Genomic DNA, 13,398 nt, shown 5'->3' on the forward strand with positions numbered 1-13,398 from the left:
TTTTGTTACCAGCTTCGTGCACTGAGCAAGATCCTGTCGTCACCGATCCGCTGGTAGTGAATATTGAAGTTGTCTTGCAGCGCCACCAACAACCCATCCAAATCGCCCAGTTTAAAACGACCGGCTACCTGCACATTGCGGGCCTGTTCGTCGATAAACTCAAACTGAACAAGGGTATGACGGCTGACTTCAGCGATGGCATCTTCCAGACGATCGCCGGTAAAAATGATATTGCCTTGTCGCCAGGACAAACGTTTTTCCAGCTCCTTGGCGACAATAGGCGCGGTGTTATCCTGCATCGGCCGATACTCCCCTCGGGTACCGGCCTGCATAAGCTGACCGCCGGGGACCAACTCCTCAGCCGGCAAACCTTGGCTCGTGACTGCTTTATTTACGCTGACAATACCCTCTTGCACGATAAGCGCCACTTTCAGAGCGTCAACCTGAACACTAAATGCCGTGCCAACCGCCTGAAACAACCGGTCATTAGCCCACACATTGAATGGACGAGCTGGCTCATGAGCCACATCAAAGAAGGCTTCTCCCCGCTCCAGATAGATCTGCCGAACCTTAGCGGTAAAACTCACCCGCAGGCGCGAATCGCTGTTTAGTGCCACCTCAGTGCCGTCCAGCAGCACAATGCGCCGGTATTCGCCCACTTCGGTTTGATAAACATGGATTGTTTGCTGTGCCGCAGCCACAGGAAGGGGCTGAGGAGGTTGAAACAGCATAAAGGTGCTCACCATAACTAACAGGGAAGCCGCTAAGGAGAGCGGTAGTGTCCAGCCTATGCGGCGTGAACGCGCCGCTGCGGCCGTTGGTGGCATCAGCTCTGCCAGTTTTGCCAGCACATCCATTTTGTCCCAAAGCTGTGCCAGTTCTTCCAGGGTGATTCTGGCCTGGGGATGTTGCATAAAATCCACAAAGGCTTGCTGCTCAGTCCGGCTCAAGCCCCTGTCCAGTTTAGCCAACCACTGACTGGCCTGCTCCAACACATCATCGGGCTTGTGGTATTGAATCACTTTACTCATCCCTGCCCTCCCACAACGTTATCACCGGCATTAGTGTGGTGCACAACAGCGGGACGGGTCGATTTGCGTAACGACAAATAGGTGCGCTTGATCCCCAAGGCGATGTGCTTCTCTACGGTACTGACCGACAACCCCATCGACTTGGCAATTTCCTTTTGTGAAAAACCATAAACCTTGCGCAGTACAAACACACGTCGGCATTGTTCAGGCAATTCTCCCACCGCATCGCAGAAACGGGCAAACTCCTGCTCACTGGCAAACTGTTTAAATACACTGTCCTCATCACTTTGCCTGTGTTCAACAAGATCCATATCTTCCACATAAGCAGACAGATTGTGATGAGCACTTTTCAGGTAATCTTTAGCCAGATTCACCGCGGTTTTATACAAGTAGGATTCCGGTCGCTTGATGCAATCTAACTGTTCAGACTGCAAAATACGAACATAAGTATCCTGTACAACATCTTCGATTTCTTTGGCCGGAACAATACGTCCCACCGCCCGTTCAAGGGTTGCTCTCATTGATATAAAGACGGCGCTGATGGCGTGCTTTTTTTGCAAAACGTTACTCATTTATATCATGACGATTGACGCACAGATTTCCGCCAGTCATCAGCTAAATGGCGTGAATTTTATTGCACTACTGTGACAAATTTATGTAGGGCGAGGACTATGGACTGAATAACAGTAGGCGAGAAGATGACAAAAAATTCCCTTCCATTGTCGATTGTGCGGCGCGTATTCCGACTATAACTGATTAATCCACGACAAGGTTCTTAACAACAAGGGAGTTCAACATGTCCAAGATGATTTTTGTCAATTTACCGGTCAGCAATCTCAACGCATCCGTGGCTTTTTACGAGGCTTTAGGCTTTACCAACAATCCGCAGTTTACCGACGATACAGCTGCGTGCATGGTATGGAGCGAACATATCTATGTGATGTTGCTGACTCACACCAAATGGGCCAGCTTTACCCGCCGCCCTTTACCAGCAGATGGTGCAAGCGAAGTGATGCTGGCCCTTACCTGCGACAGTCACGCCAGTGTTGATGCCATGAATATGACCGCCGCCAAGCATGGGGGAACGGCCGATATCAACCCAATACAGGATATGGGCTTTATGTACAGCCGGGCCCTGGCGGATTTAGATGGTCATATTTGGGAAGCGTTTTGGATGGATCCTGCTGCCGTGGCAGGCGCAAACTAAAAAATACCAAGGCCGGCGAATGGGTTCCCCCGGCCTTTAGCGGAACGTTTTAACGTCCTGATTGCAGCAAGGTTTCGGCGTGCTTCAGGTATTTTTGCCCCTGAGATTTGACCTGCTCGCTCTGTGCTTTTTCTGAGCCTATGTGCACTTCTTCCAAGGTCGCAGCCAGGCTATCCAACTCCACATCCAAACGCTGCAACGCGTTTTCCAGGCTGTAGGTCAGCTCATGAATATGTGCCATATCTTCCAAAGACAAACTGGACTTGGCCAGCACCGTCTTCAGCTTGGCATTGTAGCTGACCAGATTGGTCATGGCCTGCTCAAGACTATCCGCTTGCTGCCCCTGATAATGATCCGGCCTGGCATCAGCCAGGGCCGAGGTTGCACTAACCATCAATACCGCACAAAGACCTTGTTTCAACCATTTATTGCACATGATTATTCCTTATCTGATGACATGCTTCGGCAAGGATGATAATGAGAATAGATATCAATTGCAAATTATACAGGCCACAACCCGATGGACTGCAGGCCGGACGCGTTAAGCGACCCGGACGTCTTTTTCACATATAAAACAACAACGATCACCACTAAGCTATCGTTTACTGCCACGCATTGAAAACACGCCTTAAACCTGAAAAATCTCTGAGGTAAATCAAAGTCTTGTGGTTTCAGTGCGGTTAATATGGTTAGATTGGCTCAAACACTTGCAGATGGATTTCATGCGTTTATTTTTGCTTGGCTGGTTGTTATTCGCCGCTCAATCCAGTTATGCCCAGACCACTGTTATTCTGGCCGCAGAAAGCAGTTGGCCGCCTTATGCTAAAGCAGACGGACAAGGGATCTCCCGCGATATTATTGAAAAGGCCTACGCCCTAACCGGCACGAAAGTCACCTTTGTGATTGTGCCTTACGCCCGTGCCCTGCACCTAACCAAACAAGGCGATGTAGACGGCGCTTTTAATGTCACGCGACAAGAGTCCACCGAGCGTGATTTTCTGTTTGGTGATGAGCCGCTTTTGCAGGCCACCGCGTCGTTTTATTTTCCCCCTAATTCATCACTGAACTTCGAGTCCATTCTCAATGCCCCAAATCGCATGACGGTAGCGATTATCATCGGTTATGAATACGGCGATCTGTATGACAAACAGCGTTATCGTTTCAGCGAAGTGGCGGTGTCCAGTCAAAATCAAATTATCAAGTTGCTGCGCCGGGACAGGGTACAGTCTGCAATTATGTTTGACCGGGTTGCCGAATATCACCTGCAGCAATTGAAATTGCCGCTAAGCAGTATCCGTAAAGGCCCCATTAATCATATCAGTGATATCCATGTGGCTTTTAGTCGCGAACGTCCATCCGCCAAAGCAGCAATGAGTAAACTGGATGAGGGGTTGCGCTTGCTGCGTCTGTCACAACCCATTGAGCCGTCGCGTTAACTGCTTGGTGGCATAGACTTAGGTAAGGCTATCTTAAAACTGATGCGTCCCTGCTGTGACGCTACACTGATTTTCCCCTGATGCAGCTCAACAATGGATTTTACCATTGCCAAACCCAATCCTGTTCCCTCTTTGCTCCGTGAACGAGCGCCATCAGCCCGATAAAATCGCTCGAAAAGATGAGATTGCTGTTCTTCAGTAAGGGGCTCCCCTTGATTGATAACTTCAATCAATGACTGTTGTGGTGTTTGCGAGAGCAACACTAACACTTCACTTCCCTCACGGGCATGCCGTATGGCATTGCCAAGCAGATTGCTCAGGGCGCGCTGGATCAATCCGCGGTCAGCCAGTAGCAAAGATTGTCCGCTACGACGAATATGGATATGCCGCTCCTCGGATAGCACCCCCATATATTCGGCCAGTTTATCCACATCCTCCGCCAGCTCGAAAGACTCTAGTTCCAATGCCACCAGGCCATTATCTGTCTTGGCCAGCCACAGCATGTCTTTCACCATGGCGGTCAGACGTTCATATTCCTCCAGATTGGAATACAGCACTTCCCGATACTCATCCGGGTTACGGGCCTGATTCAACGCCACCTGGCTTTGCATTGCCAATACCGTCAGCGGCGTTCTCAGCTCATGGGCAATGTCGGCAGAAAAATGCTTCAGGCGTTCAAAACCCAGCTCCACTTCGCTGATCATCTGGTTAAAGGACACCACCAATTCAGACAGTTCTCTTGGCACCTGAGTGGGATCCAAACGTAAATCTAAGCGCTCGGTGGTAATGCCACTTATTTGCCGGCTAAGACGGTGCAGCGGCCCTAAACCTAAGCGAATGGCAATCGCCCCCATTAATAAAGTGATAATCCATATCATCAACAACGTCAGCCACAAGGTTTGATGAAAGCCACCGAGGAAAGTTTGATGAAAATCGATATTGCGTGAAACCGCCATCTCGCCAGGTTCGCCACCAGGCAAGGTTATAGTGAGCAAGATGCCACGTAGGTGCTCTGATTGCTCATTCCACACCACAGGCTGCGCGTCTTCCACCTTGTCCATAGCCCGGGTTCTTAGCACTGGTATCTGCGCCAGTGCACTGTTGCTGTATATCTGCTGTCCTCGTTTATCGTACAAACTAAAGTACATGCCATGAAATCCGGATTCTGCACCGGACAGCACTTGGACTAACTGCTCGGGTGATGGCATTTGTTTAAAGGGGTGAAGTCGCTCACGCACCGCCTGACTAACCACCGCCAGCTCGGCCACATCTTGTTCGGTAAAGTGATCTTTTACCTGGCGATCCACCAGCACCCCCACCAACACAAAACAAAGGATGAGGGTACCGCCTACCAGCAACAGCATTCGAGAACGCAGGGAGAGGATTTTATCAATCAGACGCACGCTATTCCTCGGTATCCAATTTATAACCCATGCCACGCACGGTATGGATAAGTTTCAGTTCAAATGGGTCATCCACTTTGGCGCGCAAACGACGAATCGCCACATCAATCACGTTGGTGTCACTGTCAAAGTTCATATCCCATACCTGCGAGGCAATTAATGAACGTGTTAACACCTCACCGCGATGGCGCACCAACAGCTCCAGCAGAGCAAATTCTTTTTGTGTCAGATGCAGACGCTTTTGCTGACGACTGGCGCGGCGGCGGGGTAAGTCGAGCTTCAGATCGTCAATCACTAAGGCATCAGACAGCACTTGCTTGGTGCCCCTGCGCAACAAGGTGCGAACCCTGGCCAGCAACTCGGCAAAGGCAAAAGGCTTAACCAAATAATCATCCGCCCCGGACTCCAGACCATGAATTTTGTCTTCCAGACTGTCTTTAGCAGTGAGGAACATCACCGGCACTTGCAGATCTTTATCACGCAATCGTTTGAGTACCTGCCAGCCATCGGCATCCGGGAGCATCACATCCAGAATAACCAAATCAAAGGGCTCGGTTACGGCAGCGTGGTAACCATCCAGGCCGGTGCGGCAAAGTTGTATGGAAAACCCTGCCTCTTCTAAACCTTTTCGCAGGTAATCACCGATTTTCACTTCATCTTCAATAACAAGTATCCGCATATGCAACCGCACTTTCTGGCCCCTTAACCGCATGTTACCTGACTTGCCTGTGATCACCATTACAGCTTTGTAATGCGGCTGTCATGGATGGGTCAGGCCGGAATTATAAGCTTGGCTTGTTATTTTCAGGGTTAGGTCGCGCTATAGCGGCCGGAACGCTGCAAATTCTACGCTGACTGATATCGAGGAAATGTTATGAAAAACCTGTTCTCTGCCCTAGTGATGCTGTCTGGTTTAACTCTGGCCACACCTGCTCTTGCGCATGATCATAAAGAGAAAGCACACACCAACGATACCCATAGCCACATGCGCTGCGAAGCGATGCAGCACGACAAGATGCAGCATGAAAAAATGGATGAGGCCGCAAAACAGGCCATGATGAAAAAATGCGCCGAACAGAAACATCATAAGAAGGTCAAAGAAAACAGCAAACATCAGGGTCACGATGGCCATGACCATCAAGAAAAACAAAAGCACCAACACTAACAGCACTAAAGATGGCCTGTCAGCACAGGTCATCTCGGACTTTACCTCCACTTTTAGCTAATCGGGCGCACGCCCTGAAGAAGCAATCATCAACGAATTAGTCTCATCCCCTCCATCAAAATGCCCTGAACGTCACAAGAGAACAGACTCAAAATGCAAAATTAGTGGCTGGAGCTAAAATTAGTTTGTCCGGTTCGTTCAACTTATTGCGATTTAAAGAGTTAGCAACCGGATAGTTAGCAACAAAGTATCACTTTAGGTTGGTAATCATCGCGTTAGTGCAGTGGCATCACCTCCGATACTGAGTCTTGTTGTAACCATTTCTAAAGTCTAGAAGCGAATTGCTTTATATCCGAAATGGACTTGGTTGCATTCAGTTGCCTTTTAATCAAGTTGATTGATGGGGCCAAACTGGTTAACAGCCAAATAATAACAGGACACACGCCATTACCAGGCTTGGGAGAGACCATGTTAAGCAACTATGTAAATGCATCGAAAGTATCAGGCAGACCCCTGACGAGCTTACTTGTGGAGGCTTTGAGACTAAGGTTCACCGGTCTTAAGTTGGGGCTGAGCGAATACATCGACTTTCAACTGTACAAAGACGATATTTCATTTGTGCAAAAACAAAAATTCGCCGGGCAACGCGCTCAGGCTGTTATTGAGGATATGTTGATAGATGATTATTCTAAGATCCTCAGCCTAGATAAAGTAAGTATGTACGGTCTGCTTCAGGGGTTGAATATCCCCACGCCGAAAATAAAGGCCACCTATCGTACACTCCGTCCTTCTTGCATTGCACAAATTCACTCCCACCAGGAGATGGCAGAATTTTTGTCTGACCCGACCAACTTACCCTGCTACGTAAAACGTGCATTTGGAGCCTATGGCAGAGGGAATGTTCTGATTGAAGAATCAGACGGTAACACAGTAAAACTGGCAAATGGTGTCAAAGAATCCGTCAAGGCCTTTTGCAACAACACCGATGATGGTCGAACCTTAGGTTGGATATTTCAAGAGCCGTTAAGCTCACACAAGGACATCGAAAGGCTCACCGGCACTGCGAAAGTGTCTGGTGTGCGAGTTCACACATTTTTAGGTGTCAGTGGCGTGCAGGTTACCAGAGCTATGTTCAAAATTAATCAGGGACAACGGGATTCAGATAATTTTGAACACGGTGCCAGTGGCAATATGCTCGCCGCTGTTGATGTTGAAACTGGGCAGATCACTCGCGCTATCGCGGGAACCGGCTTAGAGCAAGTCAGCCTGCTCAAACACCCTGAAACCGGACAATCACTAGTCGGGTTTATGCTCCCTTTTTGGCAAGAAATCAGACGCATAGTCATTGACGGCCAAAAAGCCTTTCCCGGTTTTCTTTGCCCCGGGTGGGATATTGCAATCTGCAATGATGGTCCCAAAGTTCTGGAGGTAAATGCCTTTGGCGATATTGATTTATCACAACATGCCTATCGCCAGCCCTTTGTTGATGAAGCATTTGAAGCCTTATTGGCACAGCGAGGCCTCAAGAACTTACTTTATTCAGGGAATAACGACGAAGTATCACCAAGAAATCATCGACGAGGGATCCGTAAACACCATTGGCTTTGGTAATACCAATAAGGTCGCTAGACGATAGGCTCGGTGCAATTGAACACACAATAAGTACGTCCTTCACTACTGGCGTTGCAGTAATGGCTACCTGTCTGGCAGATCGTCTGTGCCGTTTGGCGCTGCCAGCCTGGGTACGCAAGACTAGATGGCGTCCTTTCACCCCCACTACCCAGCATACTGGCGCTTATGCTAGGAAAACGCTGTGTGGCATGCTACAAGATGACCAAATAGAAGTGCAGTGAAACGCCTGACATAGACGGGTATTTTATTGTCTACAGTACTGTACGGCCAATAAGCGAACACAATGACAAGATTTACAAGCGGTGAGCACTATTTCGACACCTCCTTTGAAAAGGTGACATTACCTGACACACCTTATCGCGACATCGAGTTTGAAGAGTGTCACTTCTCTGACTGTGACTTTTCAGCCTCTGAATTTACCTATTGCAAATTCACTCATTGCACCTTTGAACGCTGTAATTTAAGCCTGATGAAGTTTTCAGGCTCTACGCTGTTCGGACTTAAATTCAACGAGTGCAAATTGGTGGGCGTGGATTGGACGAGAGCCTCGTGGCCTGCGTATCATGCAGATTTTGAGCTTAGCTTTACGCGCTGCATCTTAAATGATTCGTCTTTTTTCGGTCTGACCTTACATGCCCTTCTTTTTAACGACTGTAAGTTGCATGATGTTGACTTTCGCGAAGGCGACTTTGCCGGTGCAAGTATGATACAGAGTGACTTTAGACATAGTTTGTTTATGAGAACAAATTTACAAGCCGTCGATTTTACCGATTCAACGGCCTATACCATCGACGTCCTGAATAACAATGTACAGAAGGCTAAGTTCTCGCGCTACGAAGCACTGTACTTGTTAGAAAGCTTAGGCATTGAATTGGTTGATTAATCCTCAAGGCGAACACTCTGTTGCTAAAAAAGAATCCACACTAGGGGATTACTAATAACGCGACACTGGACGTAAAAATTGAAGGACGCTCAGGATACAGTGGAGCGTGCTGACTAGATATAATCACAACCCACTTTCGAGCAGCGTCAAAGCCAATCAGGAGAACAAATTGAAATACCAGGGACGGCTAACAAACTGGAATGATGAAAAAGGCTTTGGTTTTGTCGAACCCAACGGGGGTGGACAACGCGCTTTTGTGCATATCAAAGCGTTTGTTCGCCCGTCCAGAAGACCAAAAGAAGGCGATGTGATTGTTTATGAGCCGGTGTTGGAGTCACCAGGCAAATACAAAGCCACCAATATCAACCTAGCCCTTGATCGCAAAGCAAAACAGTCGCCAGCTGCGGACTCACGCACTCCGGGGACTTTTATTGTTCTGGCGTTCTGTGCACTTTTAGCTGTCTTTACGCTGTTGAAAGTATTACCGCTGCAACTGTTGCTGCTTTATCTGGGTGCCAGCCTAATAGCCTTTGTGATGTATGCCGTGGATAAATCCGCCGCCCAGCATGATCGTTGGCGTATTTCGGAGCGCACTTTGCACTTGTGCGCCCTGCTAGGTGGCTGGCCCGGCGCGTTTTACGCACAAAACAAGCTTAGGCATAAGTCCAGCAAACTGTCCTTTAAACGCGTGTACTGGGCAACAGTTATCATTAACTTGGCAGCATTTTTGTGGCTTTTTAGCCAGTCTGGTCGCCAGTTTCTGGTCTTTATCCACGGCTGAGCTAACCGCCCTCTGAGTCTATTCACCCATATGAAAATTGAACAGTATCACCAACCTGTCAACGATGTGCTAATGACCCTGTTGTTAGAGGCTGATCCTAACAAAGCCGCTGTCGACGCCTACCTGCCCACATCAAAAGTCATCGTCGCATCCTGGCAAGGTGAATTTATTGGTGTTGCGGTTTTAACTGATAGTAATGGCCAGGCCGAGCTTAAAAACATCGCAGTTTGCCGGGATTACCGGGGACAGGGCGTGGCTAAACGCTTAATTCAAAAGGTTAAAGAAATAGCCAGACTAAGTGGCCATGGTTGCCTGTATGTGGGTACGGGCAACTCGAGCTTGTCACAACTGGCGCTTTATCAAAAATGCGGTTTTCGACTGGACCATATCAAGCACGACGTCTTTGCTGATTATCCGCAGGAAATTTATGAAAACGGTATACGCTGCCTGGACATGGTCATGCTATGTGCCAGGTTGTAAACAACCTCATATTCTGTCCGCAAAGACATTACTTGTGGCGGTTACGGCCCGGCGGTAACTTATGACAACAATGGGGCTCATGCTTGGCGTTGTCCCTGACATTTTGATCAACAAAACGGTAATAGCCAGCTTTCACTCTGTTCCACCAGTTGGCCGCAAATTCGCCACCATGGCGCTGCACCACCGCCTCAATATCATCCAAGTCCACATGGGTGGGATCGTAAGCCAGTAGCAATTTGTCTGCTCGATGAATAAATAATACCTCGTCGATGCCCAGAAGCTGGTCAATTTCCTCACACATCGACACCCTTTCACGTTCTTGAAGTCCTGTCAGTGTTAAGGTTCGCTTAACCAAGTTGGCCTCCTTTACACCAACCCTATGCTCGACATCACTCATAAACTCTTCAGCCCGATTTAAGGTCGGTTTCTATAGGTATAGTCCCTTCAGCCGAGGTAGATAAAAAAACCGGCCATCAACAAATGGCCGGTCTGCACCTCAGGTCGGGAGACTGAGTCTAAAACTGGTAATTCACACTGACGTAACCGCGACGTCCTAATAGGTCGTAAGTCATCACATCGGTATTGGCGTCATTCCAAGACGTCAGATAAGGGGCTTTTTTGTCAAACAGGTTATCCACCCCAGCCGAGATCTTTAACTGCGGTGTCACCAGATAACTGGCCTGAATATCTGAATAGCTGACACTGCCAACCGCCATCCCCAAAGGATCGGCTTCGGTAGCATTAACATCGTCCGCCGGACCGATATAACGCAGGGAATAAGTGCCAGACCAATCACCTTTACGCATGGAGAAGCTAAGATTACCGCGCCATTCGGTATAGCTCCCCTGGTCTTCGGTGATATAACCCAGTAAATCTATGGTGGGCTGACCGGCAAACGGAATACGTTCATGCTCAATTAAACGCGTCGCTTCCAGATTCGTGCGGGCCTGCCATCCCATCAGCTCAAAACCGTACATCAGGTTAAGATCTACCCCTCTGACTGACTCCACGGCAGCATTCACGGGACGCTGTTCAATGGTCACCACCTGCTTACTGACAGGATGGCGCGTGAAGGTATCACAGAAGCGCGCATTACCAACCGGGTCTTCATAGCAAAGCTTCAACTGATCCGAACCATTTACCGAGGTAATAGAATCATCCAGTTGAATATCAAAGTAGTCCAAGGTCGCAGACAGGTTTTCAACAAATTGAGGCTCCCACACTACACCCAGGGTAAAGGTATCGGCGGTTTCAGCCCCCAGATTGGGATTGCCGCCCACATTGGTCAGTATGGTGTTGCCATCTTGTACAAAGTCAGCCGGCACACCGTCGGCCAGGCAGTTTTGCAAAATAGTCCCAGAGGCATTCTCACAAGGGTCGATGGTACGTAAGTTTTCACCGTTAGTACCGCCAAACAGTTCGGTAATGACCGGGGCCCGGAAAGCCGTTGAACGCACGCCTCGCAGCATCAGACTCTCATCCACACGCCAGGTTAAACCAAGCTTGTAGGTGGATTTTCCCCCCACTGTGTCGTAGTCAGAATAACGAGCCGCAATTTCAGCGGTCAACTCTTCAACCAAGGGGACGTCAGCCAATAAAGGTACCGACAGTTCCATATAGGCTTCCGACACTTTGTAACTGCCGGCGATGGCCTCTTCTGCACCGTTACGCAACACGGTTGAGTCTGGGTCACGCCAGCCTTTTTCGGCGCGACGCTCCACCCCTGCCGCAAAGGCTAAGGTACCGGCCGGCAATTCCATCAGATCACCATATAAGTTGGCGGTCCAGGAGCGCATTTGGTTACCGCCGGTTCCTTCGCGGCGATACTTCACATAGTCAATGACCTCAGGCGTCAGTTCGTTTACACCAAACCAGTCACCACAGGGAATACCATTGCTGTTGTCATAGGTACAAATGCTGTCGTCCAGGGTTTGTGCCACTTTGGCGTTATCCAGATCAAAGGTCCAGCCATCGGTGGCGGTATTACGGCCAAAGTTAAAGGCCAGATCCCAGCTCCAATTGTTGGACAGCTCCCCCTCAATACCCAATACCACGCGCACGGTGTCGGTTTCCTGAAAGAAATAGGGCGCCCCCAGCTCGGTATTGCGACGGCGGGTAATTTCCAGGTCCTGCCCTGTGGGGTTATAGCGAAAATCTGCGTCCACCATCACCGGCCTGATAGCCCGCGGCGTGACAATCTGCTCGCCTTTACGTTTAGTGTAGATAGCTTCCAAAAACAGGCTGCTACTGTCAGTCATTTCATAACGGGTGAAGTTACTGATATTAAAACGCTCAATGGGACTGACCGCGTTCAGATAACTGATGTACTTAAAGCCATGTTCGGCGGAATTATAAGGGCCGTAATCATCACCATGGTTGGCGGTATCCGGGTTTTGGTTAAATTGCACACTGGACCCATCTGCCAGTAGCGCCCTACCTCCTTCGGTGGTGGCGCTACCAAAACATTCAAGCGTGCCATCCGGTGTACCGGCCTTGGAACATTCGATACGGTCTGACTGCCTAACCGCCTCGGTATTAGAATAGTTAATGCTGGTTACGGATGAGCCCCTATCGAAGCTGCCCCCCAGGGTTAATGACATATCCTGGTTTTCGCCATCCCCCTCATCGGCCATGCCGGCCTTAAGGTTAAATTCCGCGCCCTGAAACGCCTGTTTGGTGATGATATTCACCACACCAGCCACCGCATCCGCGCCATACACCGCAGAGGAACCATCTTTGAGCACTTCGATTCGCTCAATAATGGAGGTCGGGATCATATTTAAATCAACGCTGCTATTGGCACCGGTACCACCGCCCACCACGCGACGACCATTTAGCAAGACCAAGGTGCGTTTCACCCCTAAGCCCCGCAGGTTTACCTGGGCCGTACCATAACCACCACTGGTCCAGTAAGCATTGGTCGCGTTACCTGCCACCCCGGCGGAGAAGGACATCTCCTGCAGCAAATTTTCCACATTACTTATACCGGACACGGCAATTTGGTCGGCGCTAAGTACCGTTACCGGGCTAGCTGTTTCCATGTCGGCTCGTTTTATTCGCGAACCTGTCACCGAGATTTTCTCAACGCGCTCGTCGGCTTGTGCCTGGTTGTCAGCCTGTTGAGCGTATGACACACCACTTAACGGCAGAACTCCCGTTAGTATCAGCGCCTGATAGATAGCAGAACGTTTCATGTTGACCCCTTCTCTTGTTGCATTTACACCGCGTGTTTTTGTACTGCGAATAGTGCGGTTTGTGTTTTATATACCTGTATATACAGGGGTGCTTAATACTCAATCTGCACCTTGATAGCATGTATTTACAAACCCGTATCAAAGGCGTAAGTTGATGTTTTTAAGCAATTTGCCGATAAAATCGGC

The 13,398-nt window shown here is 49.1% G+C and carries 14 protein-coding genes; 7 read left to right on the forward strand and 7 right to left on the reverse strand.

Going from position 1 to position 13,398, the window contains the following annotated elements; genetic code table 11:
* Positions 1–5 precede the first annotated feature (5 nt).
* Positions 6–1,031, reverse strand: a complete 1,026-nt coding sequence (locus IEX02_RS12280; RefSeq protein ID WP_188695364.1) for a FecR family protein — start codon at positions 1,029–1,031, stop codon at positions 6–8.
* On the reverse strand, positions 1,028–1,591 hold the full coding sequence (locus tag IEX02_RS12285; protein ID WP_188695367.1) for a sigma-70 family RNA polymerase sigma factor: 564 nt from the start codon (positions 1,589–1,591) through the stop codon (positions 1,028–1,030). The genes IEX02_RS12280 and IEX02_RS12285 overlap by 4 nt, the downstream gene beginning before the upstream one ends.
* A 236-nt stretch (positions 1,592–1,827) precedes the next feature.
* Here IEX02_RS12285 and IEX02_RS12290 point away from each other — a divergent pair, with 236 nt between their 5' ends.
* Positions 1,828–2,238 carry a VOC family protein gene (locus IEX02_RS12290; protein ID WP_188695370.1) on the forward strand — a complete coding sequence of 137 codons (411 nt, stop codon included), beginning with the start codon at positions 1,828–1,830 and terminating at the stop codon, positions 2,236–2,238.
* Between the two features lie 49 nt (positions 2,239–2,287).
* On the opposite strand, the gene IEX02_RS12295 is transcribed toward IEX02_RS12290, so the two are convergent.
* Positions 2,288–2,674 carry a DUF6746 family protein gene (locus tag IEX02_RS12295; protein ID WP_188695373.1) on the reverse strand — a complete coding sequence of 129 codons (387 nt, stop codon included), beginning with the start codon at positions 2,672–2,674 and terminating at the stop codon, positions 2,288–2,290.
* Between the two features lie 286 nt (positions 2,675–2,960).
* On the opposite strand from IEX02_RS12295, the gene IEX02_RS12300 reads away from it, so the two are divergent.
* Positions 2,961–3,674, forward strand: a complete 714-nt coding sequence (locus IEX02_RS12300; RefSeq protein ID WP_188695377.1) for a substrate-binding periplasmic protein — start codon at positions 2,961–2,963, stop codon at positions 3,672–3,674.
* Here the strand turns inward: IEX02_RS12300 and IEX02_RS12305 are convergent.
* Both IEX02_RS12305 and IEX02_RS12310 read right to left on the reverse strand, forming a co-directional pair.
* Positions 3,671–5,077, reverse strand: a complete 1,407-nt coding sequence (locus IEX02_RS12305; RefSeq protein WP_188695380.1) for a heavy metal sensor histidine kinase — start codon at positions 5,075–5,077, stop codon at positions 3,671–3,673. The two genes, IEX02_RS12300 and IEX02_RS12305, sit on opposite strands and share 4 nt — an antisense overlap.
* A 1-nt stretch (position 5,078) precedes the next feature.
* Positions 5,079–5,756 (reverse strand): heavy metal response regulator transcription factor, encoded by a 678-nt coding sequence (locus IEX02_RS12310; protein WP_188695382.1) that lies wholly within the window; start codon positions 5,754–5,756, stop codon positions 5,079–5,081.
* 195 nt (positions 5,757–5,951) lie between these two features.
* Here IEX02_RS12310 and IEX02_RS12315 point away from each other — a divergent pair, with 195 nt between their 5' ends.
* The 5 genes from IEX02_RS12315 to IEX02_RS12335 all read left to right on the forward strand — a co-directional run bounded on the left by IEX02_RS12315 (position 5,952) and on the right by IEX02_RS12335 (position 10,018).
* Positions 5,952–6,242 carry a hypothetical protein gene (locus tag IEX02_RS12315; protein ID WP_188695385.1) on the forward strand — a complete coding sequence of 97 codons (291 nt, stop codon included), beginning with the start codon at positions 5,952–5,954 and terminating at the stop codon, positions 6,240–6,242.
* A 357-nt stretch (positions 6,243–6,599) separates the two neighbouring features.
* Positions 6,600–7,853 carry a sugar-transfer associated ATP-grasp domain-containing protein gene (locus IEX02_RS12320; protein WP_229702208.1) on the forward strand — a complete coding sequence of 418 codons (1,254 nt, stop codon included), beginning with the start codon at positions 6,600–6,602 and terminating at the stop codon, positions 7,851–7,853.
* A 304-nt stretch (positions 7,854–8,157) separates the two neighbouring features.
* A complete protein-coding gene (locus IEX02_RS12325; RefSeq protein ID WP_188695389.1) occupies positions 8,158–8,757 on the forward strand; it encodes a pentapeptide repeat-containing protein in 600 nt (199 codons plus the stop codon).
* Positions 8,758–8,926: 169 nt separating this feature from the next.
* Positions 8,927–9,538, forward strand: coding sequence for a DUF1294 domain-containing protein (locus IEX02_RS12330; protein ID WP_188695392.1), 612 nt, complete (start codon positions 8,927–8,929; stop codon positions 9,536–9,538).
* 30 nt (positions 9,539–9,568) lie between these two features.
* On the forward strand, positions 9,569–10,018 hold the full coding sequence (locus IEX02_RS12335) for a GNAT family N-acetyltransferase (RefSeq protein WP_188695395.1): 450 nt from the start codon (positions 9,569–9,571) through the stop codon (positions 10,016–10,018).
* A 28-nt stretch (positions 10,019–10,046) separates the two neighbouring features.
* On the opposite strand, the gene IEX02_RS12340 is transcribed toward IEX02_RS12335, so the two are convergent.
* Together IEX02_RS12340 and IEX02_RS12345 are read right to left on the reverse strand one after the other, a co-directional pair.
* Complete coding sequence (locus tag IEX02_RS12340) at positions 10,047–10,373, reverse strand: cation transporter (protein ID WP_229702209.1); 327 nt, start codon at positions 10,371–10,373, stop codon at positions 10,047–10,049.
* Positions 10,374–10,533: 160 nt separating this feature from the next.
* Positions 10,534–13,212: a TonB-dependent receptor gene (locus IEX02_RS12345; RefSeq protein ID WP_188695401.1), complete on the reverse strand. Its 2,679-nt coding sequence runs from the start codon at positions 13,210–13,212 to the stop codon at positions 10,534–10,536.
* Between the last annotated feature and the right edge of the window lie 186 nt (positions 13,213–13,398).

It is taken from the genome of Bowmanella pacifica (assembly GCF_014645355.1).
GTDB lineage: Bacteria > Pseudomonadota > Gammaproteobacteria > Enterobacterales > Alteromonadaceae > Bowmanella > Bowmanella pacifica.

Excerpts from the sequence above, each read along its gene's own strand:
- IEX02_RS12325 (WP_188695389.1), top strand. The coding sequence starts at position 8,158 with ATGACAAGATTTACAAGCGGTGAGCACTATTTCGACACCTCCTTTGAA.
- IEX02_RS12315 (WP_188695385.1), top strand. The coding sequence starts at position 5,952 with ATGAAAAACCTGTTCTCTGCCCTAGTGATGCTGTCTGGTTTAACTCTG.
- IEX02_RS12295 (WP_188695373.1), bottom strand. The coding sequence starts at position 2,674 with ATGTGCAATAAATGGTTGAAACAAGGTCTTTGTGCGGTATTGATGGTT.
- IEX02_RS12300 (WP_188695377.1), top strand. The coding sequence starts at position 2,961 with ATGCGTTTATTTTTGCTTGGCTGGTTGTTATTCGCCGCTCAATCCAGT.
- IEX02_RS12290 (WP_188695370.1), top strand. The coding sequence starts at position 1,828 with ATGTCCAAGATGATTTTTGTCAATTTACCGGTCAGCAATCTCAACGCA.
- IEX02_RS12320 (WP_229702208.1), top strand. The coding sequence starts at position 6,600 with ATGGACTTGGTTGCATTCAGTTGCCTTTTAATCAAGTTGATTGATGGG.
- IEX02_RS12310 (WP_188695382.1), bottom strand. The coding sequence starts at position 5,756 with ATGCGGATACTTGTTATTGAAGATGAAGTGAAAATCGGTGATTACCTG.
- IEX02_RS12280 (WP_188695364.1), bottom strand. The coding sequence starts at position 1,031 with ATGAGTAAAGTGATTCAATACCACAAGCCCGATGATGTGTTGGAGCAG.
- IEX02_RS12335 (WP_188695395.1), top strand. The coding sequence starts at position 9,569 with ATGAAAATTGAACAGTATCACCAACCTGTCAACGATGTGCTAATGACC.
- IEX02_RS12345 (WP_188695401.1), bottom strand. The coding sequence starts at position 13,212 with ATGAAACGTTCTGCTATCTATCAGGCGCTGATACTAACGGGAGTTCTG.